General features: G+C 43.2%; 18 protein-coding genes. 7 read left to right on the forward strand and 11 right to left on the reverse strand.

Annotated features, from left to right (window positions below):
* Positions 1-11 precede the first annotated feature (11 nt).
* Both Q4592_RS11185 and Q4592_RS11190 read right to left on the reverse strand, forming a co-directional pair.
* Entirely contained in the window at positions 12-1,604 is a 1,593-nt protein-coding gene (locus tag Q4592_RS11185) for a cation:proton antiporter family protein (RefSeq protein WP_303512923.1), read from the reverse strand.
* Between the two features lie 20 nt (positions 1,605-1,624).
* Positions 1,625-2,374: an HAD-IIA family hydrolase gene (locus Q4592_RS11190; RefSeq protein WP_137674630.1), complete on the reverse strand. Its 750-nt coding sequence runs from the start codon at positions 2,372-2,374 to the stop codon at positions 1,625-1,627.
* A gap of 135 nt (positions 2,375-2,509) precedes the next feature.
* Here Q4592_RS11190 and Q4592_RS11195 point away from each other — a divergent pair, with 135 nt between their 5' ends.
* From Q4592_RS11195 to lpxM, 3 genes are all read left to right on the forward strand, one after another.
* Positions 2,510-3,529: an adenosine deaminase gene (locus tag Q4592_RS11195; protein ID WP_303512928.1), complete on the forward strand. Its 1,020-nt coding sequence runs from the start codon at positions 2,510-2,512 to the stop codon at positions 3,527-3,529.
* 64 nt (positions 3,530-3,593) lie between these two features.
* A complete protein-coding gene (locus Q4592_RS11200; protein WP_137674628.1) occupies positions 3,594-3,923 on the forward strand; it encodes an antibiotic biosynthesis monooxygenase in 330 nt (109 codons plus the stop codon).
* Between the two features lie 87 nt (positions 3,924-4,010).
* The gene (gene lpxM, locus Q4592_RS11205; protein ID WP_303512932.1) at positions 4,011-4,958 is read left to right on the forward strand and encodes a lauroyl-Kdo(2)-lipid IV(A) myristoyltransferase; all 948 of its coding nucleotides are present in this window, start codon (positions 4,011-4,013) and stop codon (positions 4,956-4,958) included.
* Between the two features lie 15 nt (positions 4,959-4,973).
* Here lpxM and Q4592_RS11210 read toward each other — a convergent pair whose 3' ends face one another.
* From Q4592_RS11210 to Q4592_RS11220, 3 genes are all read right to left on the reverse strand, one after another.
* Positions 4,974-5,657: a DUF2982 domain-containing protein gene (locus Q4592_RS11210; RefSeq protein WP_303512933.1), complete on the reverse strand. Its 684-nt coding sequence runs from the start codon at positions 5,655-5,657 to the stop codon at positions 4,974-4,976.
* A 101-nt stretch (positions 5,658-5,758) separates the two neighbouring features.
* Complete coding sequence (locus Q4592_RS11215) at positions 5,759-6,055, reverse strand: DUF1244 domain-containing protein (RefSeq protein WP_303512936.1); 297 nt, start codon at positions 6,053-6,055, stop codon at positions 5,759-5,761.
* Between the two features lie 86 nt (positions 6,056-6,141).
* Entirely contained in the window at positions 6,142-7,131 is a 990-nt protein-coding gene (locus Q4592_RS11220; protein ID WP_303512939.1) for a DUF2333 family protein, read from the reverse strand.
* A gap of 291 nt (positions 7,132-7,422) precedes the next feature.
* Here Q4592_RS11220 and Q4592_RS11225 point away from each other — a divergent pair, with 291 nt between their 5' ends.
* Positions 7,423-7,974: an outer membrane beta-barrel protein gene (locus Q4592_RS11225; RefSeq protein ID WP_303512941.1), complete on the forward strand. Its 552-nt coding sequence runs from the start codon at positions 7,423-7,425 to the stop codon at positions 7,972-7,974.
* Here the strand turns inward: Q4592_RS11225 and Q4592_RS11230 are convergent.
* Both Q4592_RS11230 and Q4592_RS11235 read right to left on the reverse strand, forming a co-directional pair.
* The gene (locus tag Q4592_RS11230) at positions 7,971-8,252 is read right to left on the reverse strand and encodes a hypothetical protein (protein WP_303512943.1); all 282 of its coding nucleotides are present in this window, start codon (positions 8,250-8,252) and stop codon (positions 7,971-7,973) included. The two genes, Q4592_RS11225 and Q4592_RS11230, sit on opposite strands and share 4 nt — an antisense overlap.
* A gap of 130 nt (positions 8,253-8,382) precedes the next feature.
* Complete coding sequence (locus Q4592_RS11235) at positions 8,383-9,798, reverse strand: cellulase family glycosylhydrolase (RefSeq protein WP_303512946.1); 1,416 nt, start codon at positions 9,796-9,798, stop codon at positions 8,383-8,385.
* Between the two features lie 539 nt (positions 9,799-10,337).
* Between Q4592_RS11235 and Q4592_RS11240 the strand changes: the two genes are divergently transcribed.
* Entirely contained in the window at positions 10,338-10,772 is a 435-nt protein-coding gene (locus Q4592_RS11240; protein WP_303512950.1) for a universal stress protein, read from the forward strand.
* A gap of 202 nt (positions 10,773-10,974) precedes the next feature.
* Here the strand turns inward: Q4592_RS11240 and Q4592_RS11245 are convergent, their stop codons facing one another.
* The 3 genes from Q4592_RS11245 to yfcE form a co-directional block, all read right to left on the reverse strand.
* Positions 10,975-12,015 (reverse strand): polysaccharide lyase family 7 protein, encoded by a 1,041-nt coding sequence (locus tag Q4592_RS11245; RefSeq protein ID WP_303512953.1) that lies wholly within the window; start codon positions 12,013-12,015, stop codon positions 10,975-10,977.
* Between the two features lie 674 nt (positions 12,016-12,689).
* A complete protein-coding gene (locus Q4592_RS11250) occupies positions 12,690-13,031 on the reverse strand; it encodes a PBPRA1643 family SWIM/SEC-C metal-binding motif protein (protein WP_303512955.1) in 342 nt (113 codons plus the stop codon).
* Between the two features lie 261 nt (positions 13,032-13,292).
* Positions 13,293-13,838 carry a phosphodiesterase gene (gene yfcE, locus Q4592_RS11255; RefSeq protein ID WP_303512957.1) on the reverse strand — a complete coding sequence of 182 codons (546 nt, stop codon included), beginning with the start codon at positions 13,836-13,838 and terminating at the stop codon, positions 13,293-13,295.
* A gap of 291 nt (positions 13,839-14,129) precedes the next feature.
* On the opposite strand from yfcE, the gene Q4592_RS11260 reads away from it, so the two are divergent.
* Both Q4592_RS11260 and Q4592_RS11265 read left to right on the forward strand, forming a co-directional pair.
* Complete coding sequence (locus Q4592_RS11260; RefSeq protein ID WP_303512960.1) at positions 14,130-14,990, forward strand: polysaccharide lyase family 7 protein; 861 nt, start codon at positions 14,130-14,132, stop codon at positions 14,988-14,990.
* Between the two features lie 111 nt (positions 14,991-15,101).
* A complete protein-coding gene (locus Q4592_RS11265) occupies positions 15,102-16,346 on the forward strand; it encodes a glycoside hydrolase family 88 protein (RefSeq protein WP_303512963.1) in 1,245 nt (414 codons plus the stop codon).
* Positions 16,347-16,376: 30 nt separating this feature from the next.
* On the opposite strand, the gene Q4592_RS11270 is transcribed toward Q4592_RS11265, so the two are convergent.
* On the reverse strand, positions 16,377-17,006 hold the full coding sequence (locus Q4592_RS11270; protein ID WP_303512965.1) for a GDSL-type esterase/lipase family protein: 630 nt from the start codon (positions 17,004-17,006) through the stop codon (positions 16,377-16,379).
* Between the last annotated feature and the right edge of the window lie 45 nt (positions 17,007-17,051).

The following is a 17,051-nucleotide window of genomic DNA, read 5'->3' on the forward strand; positions in this document are numbered from 1 at the left end:
AATATTCAGCTTTATTTCTGTGGTTTATTGTTTTCAATGAGCTGATTGTGAACATGGTCAGCAAAACCTGCACCGGCTTCATTGTATAAGTTAAATACTTCGTCAGCCCCTAGGCGCTTTAACTTCTCTGCGTCGTCGGCAAATTGTGCAATGGCTGCAATTTTTGCATTAAACGAGCCTTTTTGAAGTTGTTTTAGTGCGTACTGATTACCATGGTGATGAGGCATGGCTAAAAGTACTAATTTTAAATCTCTAGAGGGGGCCAGCTTTTCCCAAAAATCAGAGTCCGTTGCATCGCCTTGAATGACTGCGCGACCACTTTCTATTTGGTGCTGAATCTTTTCTAAATCAGTATCAATACCAATCACTAGGTCTGGGTAGTACTGCTGTAACATGTCATAAGCACCTTCACCAATACGCCCCATGCCCAGTATAACTACCTGCATTTGGCCGAGCTCTATCGGTTGGTCTTCCAAGTGCAATTTGGAGCGTTGTAAACGCTTAAGAGAAGGGCGAATAAACTGATAGATAATATCGGCATTTTTGTGAATAGGTGCGGATACCAAAAAGCTAATACTAACCGCCATCGCTAGTGTGGCCATCCATGAGGCATCAACCCATTGCAGTTGAACCGCCACCGCGGTGACAATCAAACCAAATTCACTGTAGTTGGCTAAACTCATTGCCCCTAAAAATGCGGTGCGAGAGCGCAATCTAAACCGCATTAAATAGAGTAAGTAGAACCCGGATTTAATCACCAAAATACCCACAAAGAATAATGCGATATATATTGATTCCACACTTAATTCGCTAGAAAGGCCAATTGATAAGAAGAAGGCAACGAGGAATAGTTCTTTGAAGCTAAACAGCGCTTTTGCCATACCACTAGCAGCAGGGTGGCCAGCCAGTAACATACCAATAATAAGAGCGCCTAAATCAGCCTTTAAACCCACTAAGTCAAATAACTGAGCGCCTAATACAAAGGTGAGGAAAAAGCCGAGTACTAGCTGTAACTCGCCGTGTCCCACTCGATTAAGTAAACGATACAGCACTGGGCGAAGCGGCAACAGTAGCAATAAGAAAGGCGCATACATGGTTGGAAGTTTGCCGGTGGTGGCGGCTAAAAATACCACTGCGAAGATATCTTGCATGATCAATATACCAATGGCCACACGACCATAAAGTGCATTCATCTCACTCTTATCTTCTAATACTTTTACCGCAAATACGGTACTGGAAAAGCATAGAGCGAAAGACAAAACCACAATGCCTGTGCTTGATAGCTCGCCGATGCTACTAATACCAAACCATTTAACCGCAGATAAGGCACCTACAAACAGCAGCATATTGGTTGCCATATGTGCAGTAGCTGTGCCCCATACTTCGCGCTTGAAGAGGGTTCTTACATCAAGTTTTAAACCCACTGTAAACAACAGCAGGGTGACCCCTAAATCGGCTGCAGTAGAAATTAGCTCGTTTTGTTCGAAACCAATCTCTCGCAGAATAAAGCCTGCAGCTAAAAAACCAATTAATGGGGGTAAGTGAGCCAAATGAGCGAGAAAGCCCGCCAAAAACGTCACTGTTATAAGTATAGAAATATCCATTTATCGTTAAATCTTTATTGTTATATTATGTCTATAGCGGCTACGTTGGGGAAAACATAGTTAGGTCTAAAGGGTACCATTTCAATGTCTGCTTCACTGCTCACACCAGATAACACCAATATCGTTTCTAAGCCTGCTTGAAAGCCCGCCAGAATATCGGTACGTAAATTGTCGCCGATAATTAAGGTTTCTTCAGCATGTGCGCCAATTTTATTTAAGGCTGCTCTTACTATCCATGCACTTGGTTTTCCTACAACAAAAGGTTGGCGACCTGTAATGCGTTCAATGGGCGCGCACAACGAGCCACAAGCGGGGCTCATATTGGGGCCATGTGTATCTGGGTTAGTGGCAATAAATTGGGCGCCTTGTGCAACAAACTTCGCGGCATGTTGAATCATGTTCCAGTTGTAGTTCTTGGTTTCGCCAACAACAACAAAGTCTGGGTTAATATCGGTAATGGTAAAACCTGCACTGTATAACTCATGAATGAGCGCACCTTCGCCAATCACATAGGCTTTGTTACCTTCTTGACGCTTTAAGAAATCGGCAGTGGCCATGGCGGAAGTATAAAAACAACTCTCTGGGATATCTACGCCAGCAGTTTGAAAGCGATTTTGTAAATCTTGCGGTGTTTGAGCGGGATAATTAGTTAAAATCACCAACTTAGTGTTATTGGCCAGTAAACGCTCGATAAATGCCTTGGCTCCGTCTATCAGTTGGTTGTCGTGTAGTAATACACCGTCAATGTCACAAATAACTGCTTTGCTCATTCTTTTTCCTTAGAACCAGTATTATCAGTAGTTCAGGGTACCGTAGTGTGGCTAAAAAGCGTTAGAGAAAAATAACCTTAGGGCAACAAATAGCTTATATTCTTTACTATCCAAGCAGTTGAAGGGGAAGCATTGATGATTAATCAGCAAGAGTTTATTAAAAAAATACCAAAGGTTGAGTTGCACCTTCACATAGAGGGCAGCCTAGAACCTGAACTCATGTTTAAGCTCGCTGCTCGAAATAAGATTGAGCTGCCTTACGCTTCGGTAGAAGCGCTCAAAGAAGCTTATCAATTTAACAATCTGCAAGAATTTCTCGACCTTTACTACCAAGGTGCGGAAGTGTTGCAAGCTGAGCAAGATTTTTATGACCTTGCTTGGGCCTATTTTGAAACCTGTCATCGCGATAACGTGCTTCATACAGAAGTGTTTTTTGACCCTCAAACGCATACTGAGCGTGGCATTACGATGGCTACGGTCATTAATGGCTTAACCCGTGCTAAACAGCAAGCTGAAAAACAATATGGTATTAGTTGCGAATACATTTTGTGTTTTCTACGCCATTTGTCCGAAGCGTCTGCGATTCAAACCTTAGAAGCGGCAAAACCATTTTTGGCGCAGATCATTGGCGTTGGCTTAGATTCGAGTGAACAAGGGCATCCACCCGAGAAGTTTCAAAGGGTTTTTTCCATGGCCAAACAACTGGGGCTTAGGCGTGTCGCACATGCTGGAGAAGAGGGACCAGCGTCTAACGTAGCAAGCGCTTGGGAATTGTTAGATGTGAGCCGAATAGACCACGGCGTTCGTTGCTTAGAGGATGCAGCGTTAGTTAAACAGTTAGCCAGAGTTCAAATGCCTTTAACCGTTTGTCCTTTTAGTAACGTAAAACTAAAAGTGGTGGAACACCTTAGCGACCACCCATTACCCAGTATGATTGCAAACGGTTTAGCAGTGACGATTAACTCCGACGACCCGGCATATTTTGGCGGCTATCTGCTAGATAATTTGCAAGCGTGTAGCGAAACCTTTAACTGGGATAGGGCACAAATAGCTGCATTAAGTTACGCCGCAGTTACTGCCAGTTACGCCAGTGAAGTAAGAAAAAGTGAGTTAAGTCAACTAATTGACAACTGTTTAGCAGAGTTTAGTCAGTGAGCTTGTATTTTGTTGGATGCTCGCGCCATAGTTAGTATTCAGCTGACCAATAAGGAGATTATCGATGTTTGTTGTGTTATTTCGTTGGAAGTTAAATGAAGAGCATATTCAGTCATTCAAAGAAGGGTGGTCGGAGATTATCCATTTTAACGTAGATAAGTGTGCTGCTTTAGGCTCGCGTTTGCATAAAGCCTCTGACGGGACATGGATTTCCTATTCACAATGGCCAAGTAAACAGCATTGGTTACGCTCTAAAGAATCTGAAACCATGGTTGTGGAAGCGCGAAATAAAATGCGTAAAGCCATTGTTTGGCAAGATGAACCGCTGTTGATGTCACCGCAGTTAGATCATTTTGTATCCAGCAGTTTAGATGCGACTAAATCTATTTTGTAGGCTCTGCCACTTAGTAAACTTGCTTTAGCGCTGTTGGTGGGTAAACTGACGCGCTGTTTCAACCATAAAAGGCTGTGTTGTTAGGCTATGTCTAAGTTTGAATCTCAAGCATTTTCTATTTCTTTTTCTAAAGCTTGGTTGGCCCCTAAACACTGGGGCACCTGGCTTGTGGGTGGGCTAATTGTTCTACTGGCTTTTGTTCCTGTTACTTTACGTGACCGATTGGCAGTAGCGATTGCCAACCGAATTTTTAATCTAAAAGCCTTAAAAAAACGCCGCGCTATCGCCGATACTAACCTCAAGTTGTGTTTCCCTGATATGAACGCTCCTGAGCGCGAGCAATTGATGCGCAAAAATATGCAAATATTTACCCAGCTCATTTTAGGTGCAGGTGAAATGTCTGTTCGCTCTAAACGTTATTTACAAAACCGCATTGTGGTTGACGGTGAAGAGCACATTAAGGCCATTCTTGATAACAATGAAAACTTCATTATTTTGTTGCCACACTCCTACCCAGTGGATTTCTTAGGCACTTACTTTTGTACCCGTGGTCACGACATGTGCACCATGTTCAAAAAAACAGGCGACCCTATCGTTGATTGGGCGATGGCCAAACAGCGTACCCGTTTTGGTGGGGTGATATTTGAACGTAATGCCGGTATTAAAACACTGATTAAAGCTACTCGTGCTGGTTATGGTTGTATTTATTTACCCGATGAAGACTTTGGCCCAGAAGCCAGTCTAATGACACCGCTGTTCGAAACGACCAAGGCTACGCTGCCAGTGTTAGGGAAAATGACCAAGTTAAGCGGAGCGAAAGTGCTACCCATTTATGCTGGTTATGATAGTGAGCTGCATAAAGTAAAACTCTATGTTAACCCAGCGATGGAAGGCTTTCCAAGTAACGACGTTGAGCACGATACTTTACGTATGAACCAAGAAGTAGAGAAGTTGATCTCTCGCTCTCCTGAGCAGTATATGTGGACCTTGAAGCTGTTTCGTACCGTAGAAGGAAGTGACCAGCCGCGTTACTAAGCCGCGACTTGTGGATTAACTATTGGTGATTGCGCGACTTTTGTAGTTACGCACTAAGGCCACAAAATCCTCAGGCTCTCGATCAAGAATATCTTGGTCGATCAATAAATCGTAACCTGTTAGTTCTCGTAGCTTCTTCATGCGATTGGCAAACATACCGGTTAGCCCGGTATAAATTTTCCCGCTACTCGATTTAAAATAGTCATCTTCAATAAGATGGTCACTTACTTGGCTGTCTTGACAATGCAGACAGCTTTTTCTCAGCGATGCGAGCAAGGCTGCTCGTTGTTCTGTAAGCAAATGGGCAGATAATCGAGGGGATAAACTATCAAGCAAGTAATCGGGTTCAGACAAACGTAGACCGATGTAATTCATGTCTTGCCAGTTTAATCCGTCATGTAAGCGAGGAATGTCGATGCGTTGCAATTTGTCCCACGGCAAGCACCAGCCTCCGTAGCGATGGTGAAATTGCAGGTGGTCGTAACAAAGCACCACTGAGTATACGGGCTGCATCCATTTTTCTACTCCAACCCGTATGCCTAGATATGCGAGGAAAAATAGCACCGAAGCCACAATAGATACCAGTACAGCAGGTACATACAAGGTACTAATGCCTACTAAGGTGAGTAAAGAGCCGGCAAGTATTAAGGTTTTGGCGTTATTGCCGGCGCTGCTTTTAATCCATACTGACTTTGGCATGATGTTACCTCAATCAATTATCGCTGTACCTAGTAATACGGACCGGACGCAGTAAACGTTCATTACAGCTGTCGCGATTTTGCTTATTAGTAACCTTAGCGCTATTTGGCCTTGGCAGCCTCTTTGGCTTTAAATACTGCCATTTGCTCTTCGGTGGCTGGCAGTTGGTGATGCTCTTTCCATTCAGAGTAAGGCATGCCGTATACTTTTTCGCGTGCTTGCTCGTAGTTTAAGGTTTCACCGTGTTCTTCGGCAGCGCTTACCATCCATTTTGCCAGGCAGTTTCGGCAAAAATCAGCCAAATTCATCAGTTCAATGTTTTGAACTTCTTTGTGTTGGTCTAAGTGTTCGAGTAAACGCTTAAAGGTTGCTGCTTCAATTGCTTGTTGCTTATCCATGTTACATTCCTTATTCAAAGTGAATTTAGTGTAAATGGACAAAAGCAGCGAATCAACGCTGCTTTTATGTGGCTGTTGAGGAGGGCTTAACCTTTAGTGAGTAGATTGTTCAGATTAATAATCGCTGCGTTGGCGCGAGACACATAATTTGCCATAACCAAAGAATGATTAGCCATTAAGCCAAAACCGGTACCGTTTAGAATCATTGGGCTCCATACGGTTTCTTGAGTGGCTTCCAATTCGCGAACGATTTGGCGAACCGCAACCGTGGCATTTTTCTTTTCTAATACGCCTTTAAAGTCTACTTCTACGGCTTGGAAAAAATGCAATAACGCCCATGCTTCGCCGCGTGCTTCATAAAACACATCATCTATTTTCCACCACGATGTTTTCACCATCGATTCTGTTGGTGTAAAGGTAGACTGAGCAGCGCCTTCAGAGCCCGCTAGGCTAGTATTGATTCGCTCTCGGCCAACCGATGCAGAAAGCTTTTGCGACATACTACCAAGGCGAGATTGCACTTCGCCTAACCACGTCACTAAGTTGTCGGCACGGGCGTAAAACTGGGCATTAGGGTCAGTGGGGTCGGCCAACTGCGTGCGATAAATCAATAAGGCGTCTATTGCATCTTGGTATTCCCGCTCGGCACTGGGTAATTGCCAGCTAGTATGGTCAATATTAAATTTGGGTTGGGCTATTTTAAGCTGTGCGTGTTCAACTGATTGCGCTTGAGAGCGGCTGAAGTCTTTACGCATAATTAGCGATAAATCGCGTACTTGGTTTAACGCACCTAATTCCCAACTTGGCATGTTATCCATTAATACACTAGGTAGCATTTTGTCGTTACTTAAATAACCACCAGGTTTATTGAGTAGGGTTTCAGCTACAAACATTAGTGCGGTAGTGGTGGCGTAACCTGTTACTACTTCTTCACCATTTGCTAAGGCCTGCTCCTGCACATATTCTTTTACATTTACTCGCTCAGGTTCGCTGCTCCAAATAACCGCGATGATGTAATTGATAATAAAGAAGACTAAAAAGAAAATAATAACCTTGCGGCCAGTAAGCTGGAACATAAACACGCCCTCGAGAAGATTTATGTTCTCAGCATAGTCAAGTAAGCAATTTAATCAATAGCTTATGCTAAAACTAATTAACAAAAAATCGTTCAAAATTTTTAGTTTTCTGCTTGATGTTTAAACGCTTATCACTGGATTAGCTCATTAAAAGGTGAACTTGCTAGCAAGATAATCTAAAGAATGGCTAGTTGATAGATTTAGCAGTTCCAATATAGCGGCTATCCTGAGAGTATATGCTGAAATTTAACGCTTACATGGAGGTAATGATTTTAAAAGGTAATAATTGTAGTGCTTATCTCCAGAGCTTTAACCCTCAAGCTTGTTGCTCTAGTATCGGCTTGCTCCACTAGTGCTGCGATTGCAGTAGAGAATAACCAAGAAAACCCAGCTAATTACCCTTGGGCGGCCGCTTTTTTAGATTATCAAGACGCTGTTCAGCCAATGATTGGCCTTACTGTGGCGGTAAATCACTACGATAAACAATATCCTCGCTGGGGATACTACCTCGGTGTTGCTAGGTCTAAAGAAGATGATCTTGGTTTAGCTGCTCCCGCTGAGGGGAACCGCGAACTCACCATGCTGCGCTTGGGTGTTAGCTATAGCCTCACCAATGATTTGAGTTTATATGGTGGTGGGGTACTGCTAGAAAATACCACTGAATACACCGATGGCATCACTCAATATTGCACCGATTGCGAGCCTGAATGGCATACCGATACCGATAAAAACTGGGGCGGAGAAGTGGGCTTTCGTTATGCCTTAACTCGCCACTTTGTGCTGGGCGTAGGTTATAACTCTACCACTGAGGGTGGGGTATTCAGCATAGGCTATCGCGGTTAAGCCGAATTAATTTGGATACGTACCAAGCCTCGTTTTACATTTTTACATAGTTTGCCGAAGCGTCGGATTTCATCAAATTTTGGCTGAACACCGCGCTTCATGGCGTGCTCCCAATAACTGAGTTCAGAGTCAACCCGCTCTAAGAGCTTTTTAGGGCAACCAATGCAGTTATTGGCCGTGCCACATACAAAAGTGTCTTCTTCATAGAGAGGAAACTCTCTTTTTACCTGAACAATAATATTCTTCATCGCGGTAATACGGTCTGGTTTTGCGTGCATCAAACTGGCTATTGGAAAACGCTTATTGTACTTTGCCAAAGTAGTTTGTGAATTGAGCTAAAGAGGTGATTTGTATGATTTATAAGGCAAGGTTTTAGCCCCAAAACATTCTTGTGTTGGGGCTAATGGCTTATTGGCAGGCCGAGTTAAAGCGGCTACTGTCTTGCAGGCTGTACTCGCAAGAGCCATTGATGATGCACTGATAAAGGTTATTGTTGTAGCTGTTGGTATGGTGATCATAAATTTTAAACCAGCCGCCATCATCCCACACCGATGTAGGAATGCCTTCAGCGCGAGCGTACTTGTAATCAAGGGCCTCATACCAAGCACGGATATTGTTGCAATCCATTTGGTTTTTAAACTTGTTCCAATTGGTACCCCATTCGCTAATGTAAATCGGCATACCTTGCCCAACGCCATTTGCCCAGCTTTTCATCGTATCAATCGGCACTTTAATATCGCTTTCTGACCAGTTGGTTTTTAAGTTACCTTCGCCATGAAACGACCAGGGGTTGTAATGGTGGAAGGCTGCCATTACGTATGGATCGCTACCACCGCCGACTTGATCTAGGTTTGGCCATGTGCGAGCCATTTCATTGGCCGCGAACCATTGGTTACCGCCTATCACTACAATGCGATTCGGGTTTACTTGGCGAATCTTATTGTAAGCTAGCCCCGTCATATGGCGAAGGTTAGAGGGCAGCATGGAGTTACCATTGGTGAAATGTGGTTCGTTAAGAACTTGAAACACCAGGCGGTTGCTGCGATTTTGAAACAGCTGACTAATGTCTTGCCACAGCGTTTCAAGCATTTGATAGTTGTTATTGTCTTTAATTGTCGCTTCGTGGTGAGCATTAATCACTACGTACATATCACCGTATGACAATGCGTGGTCTACAGTTTTAACTATCTCTTTAAGGCGACTGTTGTTGAGGTCGATGTTTCCATTGTTATCTGCGATGCTTGAACCATTAATGTCTATGGTCCAGCTAATAGGAATGCGTACGTTTCTAAAACCTTGCTGATAGTAGGCATCAATTTTTCTCGAAGCTTCAGCGAAAGTAGCGGGGTGTTGCTGGTTATCAAACATTTGGCCAAGATTAAAACCGGTCCCCATGGCCGCAGCGGCATCTATTGCGGTAATGGCTGGTTCGGTGCCTCCGCCAGCTTGGGAATTACATACCTCACCGCTAATGAGAACTTGTTCGGCTTTGTTTCCGCTAGTGCTTCCTTGAAGACCAAAAGTTACCGACTGCCCTGGTGCAATATCGCCATTCCAAGAAAGGTTAGAAGCAGTATAAGGTTTTGCGCCGCTTAAATTGGTGTTCCAGCTAGAAGTAACAGTGGAGCTGTCATATTGCCAGTTCACCACCCAACCATTAATAGCAGATCGGCTGGTATTACTTATTGTAACCTGGGCTTGAAAACCATTATTCCATTCTTTTATCACTGTGTACTCACAGTTAGATGCTTGCGCAAATGGCGCAGCAGCCACCACTAGTAACAGTTGGGCAACGAGTAATCTAGACATCCTTGGCTTGGTCATAAAATAGCTCTCTTGGTAACTCATTAATGAAACGAGGAGTGACTGGTAAAGTTAAAATGCTACAGCAAGCCAGATTTTATGTAAGTAAGCACCTTCAAGAAAAGCCCTGAAATAATCTTGAAAATACTTACTTTTCATCAAGATATTTAAAGCTAGCTCACAGTTTAGGGGGCAGAGCTAGCGCCCGAAAAAGGGATAACCATTGCGATTTTTGATTCGCTAGCACCGACACTTTTTACGTTGCCACTATTTTTTTACCTGTACTCAGCGGTCTAAATGTTCCATAACGACATAAACCAAAGCCAGCATTACGCTGGCTTTTTTTGATGGAGGCTGAAAACTTAACTACATGAACGGTTAGTCGTGAAAAGGCTGGTGGTAGCAGGCCTAACATCAGCGGCTAAGAAGGTTATTAAGCCCAAATAATGACCAAGCGCAAGTTAGCTTTAAATAATCCCTTGGCATGTGCGCCAAGTCCGTCTAGGGCGCATTTCTGCTGCTAAACTTAAAGTGATTAAATAAATTACGAGGAGCACGTCATGAGCTATCGTCACATTTTAGTCGCCGTCGACCTCTCTGAAAACAGCAGACGAATAATCGACAAAGTTACCCTCCTAGCAAAACCACTCGATGCCAAAGTGTCACTGATTTTTGTTGATGAAAGCGCCAACGATTCAGCATTCAGTGGGCTAATCGATCTTGATCTAGCCGCTATTGAACCGATGCATCCTAGCCTAAAAGAGTTTGCGAACAAGCTTAACGCCTTGGTGGTGGATACCAATTATCCCATCGAGAATCAGTTTGTTATGCAAGGTGATTTAAGTGCTAGTTTAGATGAAACAGTGGCAGAGGTAGGGGCAGACTTAATCGTTTGTGGTCATGATAATGGGTTCTGGCATCGCTTAGCCTCAAAACATCATGAGCTGGTAAACAACGTATCAATAGATCTGCTGGTTATTCCAATCGATCAGTGAGCTGCTAAGCATAATACTAATCGGGCGTAGCGAGAGTCCGATTAGTATTGCTTTGTTTAAGCGACATCTGCACTAAGTTTTTTGTAGTTCGATTATTGATGAAAGTTTGAGTGTTGTCGCTTTTATTTGTGATCAAAAAAGCCCTTGGCATTTTCATGCTAAGGGCTTCAGTTTATCTATTGAATCATCCTGTTATTTAGCCTTATTGAATAAGGTTAAGTTTGTAGAAGCTGACTTGTGTGTAATCACCCGCATCTAAGCCATTGTTACTGCAGCCCGAGCTCCAAGTATTGGTTTTAGGTTTAACATTACATTGGTTGTAAGCACCGGCTTTAAAGTACATCCAATCTTGTGCGTAGCTAGTATCAAGTTCCGAGGCTGAATTTGGTTGTGCAAGGTTTACTTTGTACGTAACTGCTTGCTCATTGAGCTCACCAGGATTTTTGGTGAAAGTAAGGTTCATTATGTTATCTACAATGTCGACATTGTAAGCAAACAATTCACCAAGCTTAATGCCGCCAACCGGGTCTTTATCAGTTTTGGTTAAATTGTATTGACCGAAAATGTTGTGAGGGATATCGAAACGGTCTTTTTTATCTTTCGGGTTAATTTCGTAGTTCCAAAATAACGAACCATGTTCGTGATTTGGCATTTTGCGGAAGAAGATTTTCAAAGGCTCGTTTTTGGAGCCGTGAATTTGACCAATTACCACCGAGTGAGCACCCATTTTGGCGTCGTTACCACTTAAACTTACATGGTCAACACTTAAGGCTGCGCTCATGCGCCCACCAATAGAACCATATGCAGCAGCATTATCGTGAGCGGCCACTACAAAGTTGGTGCTAGGGTCTTTGTAACCGGTAGGCAAGTTAACATTTAACATTGCGCGTAATTCACTACGCGCATTTTTACTATTTGGTGTGGTGACTGCCTCGTTAGGCACTTTAAATACCATTGCGCCTGTTTCGGCATTGGTATAGAACCATTCAGGATGTGAAAACGGGTTTTCCGCATCAGCCAATTGAGCTGCATACACTTCCATGGTTTTACCTTCACGCTCAGGTTTAGTGTCTGGGTAAGGTAGGTTAATTTTCCACTTTCTCATTTCAAAGTTTTGCGCGGGTGCTTTAGAGGCATCCAATTTAGACATTAATTCTAATTGATAGTCTGTAGGCGCAACTGCTGCGCTGGCGGTACCTGCAAATAAGGCGGCAATAGCACCAGCGATGTAAATTTTTTTCATGATAGTTCCCTGTTAGTTAAATGTAACTCTTAGGCGGAGTTTTCGTGAACAGGTAGAAAGTTAATATATTATTGTATTATTTTTATTGACGGTGTTGGCAATTATTAACATTACCAGGCTGATTTTTACTATTTCATTTTTAATCCTTGCTGTATTTCACACTTTAAGGTGTGACTGCTTAAGACATGCCATGACACTTAGCTGATAAAGGTAATTGATGGATTAGGAAGTTCAGCAGAACGAACCTATGGAGTACTAGGATTAATCAACAGGCATTAAGCGCGAGTTAATTTCTCTATCTAAATGCGAATGTTAGTTTTTAACAAAAGTTTTAATTAAGCACCTAACTAAGCGAAGCCGTTAATAACGAGTAACTATTGCAGCGCCATTTTTTCGACGTGTCTGGGGCGAGCTTGGCCTTCGAATCTAGCTGTATGTGTTTAAGTAATACATTAATTGTATGACTTTTGTTGGTGTTTAGGCTAAAGCGTTCGCTGAGACACAGTGGTGTGCAGGTAGAAAATACAGCCAAAGAATGGTTTATAAATAGGGAGTTTAATGAGAGCGCTAGATGTTTAGTGGGGTAATGTTCGTGACATTAGCCATAGAGCTTGGTGAACACGGTGCTATGAGCTTGAGCTCAGCACCGAAGTATCCACGTTGATAAGCTGTAGCTATCCACAACACTTTTTGTATTTTTTGGTGCTGCCACAGGGGCAAGGTTCGTTACGCGCAGGCACTTTTTCTATGGTTACGGGGGCTGTTTTGCTCATGATTGCGTTTAGCTCAGTAATCGACTCTTCAGCTCCTTCGCTAGTATCAACAGTAATGTTGGCAAATAGTTCAGCGTCTTCCACCAATAGTATGACTTCTTGCTTACGTGCTTCACTGGTAACCACTAAGGTTAATGGGTGTTTTTTGCTGCCAGCTATTGGTCGGGCTTTGGTTTCGTAACCATATTTTATGTGGCTTTGGCGGGCGTCTTGGCGACCTTTAAAAAAGAACTTATCTGACATGACTTAATCCAAATACTGTAGAGATAAGCTGTAAACCAGAGCGCATGGCTACAGCAAAAGATGCGCGAGTTTAGCATGCTTTACTCGTTAAACCTTTAACAACCAAAAACAGACGCAAGCGATAGGTAATCATCGACACCAAAATTACCGTTATCGTAAACTTAGCAAAAACAAATTCGGTGACTTGTGAATCTGAAAATACACACCGTTGTTACGCGTGAACAATAATGAGAGCGGAACGCAATCCAGGTTAAACCTCGGTTAATCTAAGGTGCAGCTCACTAACGGGGAGTGATCGTCTAATTTAAGTACTTGTAATTGCTGTTCGGTAATCAGTGCATAGCTGGCAGGCCAATCTTGGCGAGGAATAGCCACTGAGCCGGGGTTAAGCAGATAATGCTGTCCTTCTAAATTTGCCTGAGGAATGTGGCTATGGCCGCTCACCAATATGTCACCCGCAGCCAACGGCGGAAGATGACTTGGCCCAAAAGTATGACCATGGCATAAGAACACTTTACGCGAATCGAGCAGTAACTGATTGTATTCTGCCATTATTGGAAACTTGCATAAGGCTTGGTCAACCTCGCTGTCGCAATTTCCCCTTACGGCAATAATTCGTTCAGCTATCGTATTTAGCGCTTCAGCCACTTTTAAAGGTGCGTAGTGCTTAGGTACTGGGTTACGCGGCCCATGATTAAGCACATCACCTAAGCAAATAAAGTGCGAGGCACCGCTGCGATTAAAAGCGGCGAGGGTGAGTTGCAAAGCGTTAAAATCGCCATGAATATCGGAGCATACAAACAGCATAAATTGTCCTATCGGAGAGGCTGAGAGAAAAGGGCGGCTTGCCGCTTAAGAGTTTATTCTAACGTTTAATGTCAGAAACTAAACAGGTGAAAATAATATCGAGAATGTTCAGCACCAAACCTAAAGTTCTCTTCAATACCAATTAAGCCTTTATCTTGCTAATTACTCATCGAATTACATCTACCGAATCACTTTTGAGCCTTAGTGCACACAATCGTGTTAAGTGGCTTTTATTGTTTTTCGAATGTGCTAAATATTATTAGAGTTATAATAATACAAATTTGAGGGATTATGAAAAACCACCTACTTGCTTTATCGGCGTTACTTGCTGTTTCCACATTGGCCTCAGCCAATGTTCAGTTTTCTGATAACAACGCTAGCTTGGGCGAACCGGTTAATTACCCTCAGTTTCAACATGTATTAAGCGAATCTGAGCTGCAAATTTCAGATGCGGAAGGCAAGAAAGGTAACAAGGAGTACTTTGCGCTAGACGGAGATTTTAGTGGCATCGTGAGTCCTTATTTTTATGTAGATAAAACAAGCGAAGCGCTGGTCTTCAAAATGAAGAACGACCACTTACGAAATGAAGTTCGCGTACATAAAAACTTCCGTACTGATTTACCCGATCACTTTTACACATTACGCGCAGATGTAGAGATGATCGACCCCGAAGCGTCAATGAAAAACTCAGATTCAAAGCAAGATGAGATTACCTTCCTACAAGTGCATAACAAAGGCCTAGATGATGAAGGTACGCACAATGTGCCACACCCCTTATTGAGGGTGGTATGGAAGCGTGATGCCAATGGCGTGAAAGGTCATTTTTGGGCAATCATCAAAAACAATGCAGTCATTTGCAAAGGATCTTTTGGCAAGAAAAACAAAGACAAAAATATGTGTAAGCCAAACGTGGCCTATAGCCAGATTGACTTAGGTAAGGCGCCGACAGGCAAAACTACTGCTTTTGATATTACCGTGGGCAACAAAACCCTATCGCTTGACGTAGATGGCACCAACCTTGTTAAGCATGACATTGACTACTGGCGTCACCTGTTAAGTTACTTTAAGGCCGGCGTATACAACCAGTTTACCCATGGCATGAGTGAAGCGCATTTTTACAAGCTTGAGTATTCAGCGGCTGAGCCTAAATGAAGCCTGAACTTGGTTAGCTCTTGCGTTGCCACTACGCGAGGGCCATGGACTGCTGGCAACTATTTGTTTGATTAACTTCACTTTATCACCGCACCAAATCATGAGGTAACAATGCCCCTTTCTTCTTTTGACCTGGCCAATCTTAAAAACACTGTTGTCGCTGGTTTAGCCGTAAGCATGTTGTCTGTGAACGCGCAGGCGGTGGCTAGCCAAGCGCCGGCTCATAACTTGATGGCGCTTATAGAAAGTAAATCTGAACAGCTAGCAACTCAGGCATTAAACAATAACAAACATGAGTTTACGGCTTATACCAATGAGGCGGGAAAATGGCAGCATGAGTATTCTAAAAACTGGTGTAGTGGCTTTATACCGGGCATCTTTTGGTATCTAAATGCACTAAGTGATGACAGACAATGGCAGCAGTATGCGAAGCACTGGACAGAGGGTGTAAGGTCTCGCGCTTATGCCACCGATAATGATACTGGCTTTCAAATTTTTAACAGTTTTGGTTTAGGTTACACCATGGGTGAAGAGGCTAGCGAAGATTACAAACAAGTATTAATAGATGGTGCCTCTACCTTAGTGAAACAGCGTTACAACCATGATATCGGGGCGTTTCGCTCGTGGCGGCAAGGGATCAGTAATCCCACTCGGCTACCTTTTGAAGTCAATATTGATCAGTTAATGAATATGGAGTTGGTGCTTTGGGTAGGCAAGCATGCCAACAAGTCCGAGTTCACCAACATGGCGATCTCTCATGCCGATAAAACCTGGGAACACGGCGTAAGAGAAAATGGCAGTACTTACCATGTAGTGAGTTACGGCCCTAGTGGCGAGGTTGTTAAGAAAAGAACCCATCAAGGCTGGAAAACTGAATCAACCTGGTCACGAGGCCAAGCGTGGTCGGTTTATGCTTATGCCATGTATTATCGTTACACGGGTTTAGACCGGATGTTAGAGCGCTCAATCAAGTCTTATGAATACTTTATTGAAGCCACGAAGCAGCAAACCCAAGATTTGGTTCCCTATTCAGACTTTGACGCCCCTCTAGATGAAGATAATCCAAGAGATAGTTCGGCTACTGCGATTGTGGCATCAGCACTAATAGAGCTTTATAAGATTACCCAACAAGAAAAGTACTTAAACGACGCGCAGCAAATGCTAGCGTCACTTTCTACTCCGAAATACTTAGCGATGGACAATAACTACCAAAGTATTTTGTTGAAAGGTTCGGAAAAATGGGGCGAGCCAGAGGTAGGTACTATTTTTGGCGATTACTTTTTTATAGAGGCTTTGTATCGTTGGCAACAATGGGCACCACACAAGCTGCCGAAGCATTTTGGTTTGAAAGACTAAAAACCTCTGCATGAGGCTTATTAATTACGTTCATTCGCACAGTAACGTCAGTTTTAGCGCAAGCGCTTCAGCAAGTTGCTTATGTTGCTCAGGGCTTAAATGAACGCCGTCTTGCTGATTAAGTTTAATAATGCTGTTTACATCAAAAAATGCACAGCTAAGTTTATTCGCTTTGGCTTCGAGTAAGCCAACTAGTTGCTGAGACTTAACTTGCGAGCCCCTAAAATGCTGACCAAAGCGGCCTGTTTCGTCTATTGCTGGTGGAGCAAGTAACAACACTTTTGGGCTTATTATTCCTTGGTTTACACAGTGCTCACCTAGCTCAACAATCATTCGCTCAAGGTTGTCACTTATTTGCTCTGCAGATAAGTGAAAAGCCGGGTATAAATCGTTAGTGCCTAACATCAACAGCAACCACTCTGGCTGGTGTTTACTGGCCTCCTGTAATAAAGCTTCTATACCGCTGCTTAAACCAAAGTCTGGTGAATTGGGATAGGTGGTTCTGCCTGGTTGTCCGGCTTCAATAATTTTATAATCCTCTCCAAGTAAAGTTGCCATCAGGCCCGGCCAACGAGAATCTGCTGGCAAACGTTGGCCGGTAATAGGCGAGTAACCCCAAGTATTAGAGTCACCAAAACACAGTACTTTATTGATCGCCAAAGCGTGTTCCTTAATCTTGTGTGGCTAAAGGGTATAAAAAAACCT

The sequence above is a fragment of the Agarivorans sp. 1_MG-2023 genome, from assembly GCF_030548385.1.
In the GTDB taxonomy this organism is placed as follows: Bacteria; Pseudomonadota; Gammaproteobacteria; order Enterobacterales; family Celerinatantimonadaceae; genus Agarivorans.

Coding starts and splice junctions, on each gene's coding strand:
- Q4592_RS11240 (WP_303512950.1), top strand. CDS start 10,338: ATGAGCTATCGTCACATTTTAGTCGCCGTCGACCTCTCTGAAAACAGC.
- Q4592_RS11200 (WP_137674628.1), top strand. CDS start 3,594: ATGTTTGTTGTGTTATTTCGTTGGAAGTTAAATGAAGAGCATATTCAG.
- Q4592_RS11235 (WP_303512946.1), bottom strand. CDS start 9,798: ATGACCAAGCCAAGGATGTCTAGATTACTCGTTGCCCAACTGTTACTA.
- Q4592_RS11215 (WP_303512936.1), bottom strand. CDS start 6,055: ATGGATAAGCAACAAGCAATTGAAGCAGCAACCTTTAAGCGTTTACTC.
- yfcE (WP_303512957.1), bottom strand. CDS start 13,838: ATGCTGTTTGTATGCTCCGATATTCATGGCGATTTTAACGCTTTGCAA.
- Q4592_RS11250 (WP_303512955.1), bottom strand. CDS start 13,031: ATGTCAGATAAGTTCTTTTTTAAAGGTCGCCAAGACGCCCGCCAAAGC.
- Q4592_RS11230 (WP_303512943.1), bottom strand. CDS start 8,252: ATGCACGCAAAACCAGACCGTATTACCGCGATGAAGAATATTATTGTT.
- Q4592_RS11245 (WP_303512953.1), bottom strand. CDS start 12,015: ATGAAAAAAATTTACATCGCTGGTGCTATTGCCGCCTTATTTGCAGGT.
- Q4592_RS11260 (WP_303512960.1), top strand. CDS start 14,130: ATGAAAAACCACCTACTTGCTTTATCGGCGTTACTTGCTGTTTCCACA.
- Q4592_RS11265 (WP_303512963.1), top strand. CDS start 15,102: ATGCCCCTTTCTTCTTTTGACCTGGCCAATCTTAAAAACACTGTTGTC.
- lpxM (WP_303512932.1), top strand. CDS start 4,011: ATGTCTAAGTTTGAATCTCAAGCATTTTCTATTTCTTTTTCTAAAGCT.
- Q4592_RS11190 (WP_137674630.1), bottom strand. CDS start 2,374: ATGAGCAAAGCAGTTATTTGTGACATTGACGGTGTATTACTACACGAC.
- Q4592_RS11195 (WP_303512928.1), top strand. CDS start 2,510: ATGATTAATCAGCAAGAGTTTATTAAAAAAATACCAAAGGTTGAGTTG.
- Q4592_RS11220 (WP_303512939.1), bottom strand. CDS start 7,131: ATGTTCCAGCTTACTGGCCGCAAGGTTATTATTTTCTTTTTAGTCTTC.
- Q4592_RS11210 (WP_303512933.1), bottom strand. CDS start 5,657: ATGCCAAAGTCAGTATGGATTAAAAGCAGCGCCGGCAATAACGCCAAA.
- Q4592_RS11185 (WP_303512923.1), bottom strand. CDS start 1,604: ATGGATATTTCTATACTTATAACAGTGACGTTTTTGGCGGGCTTTCTC.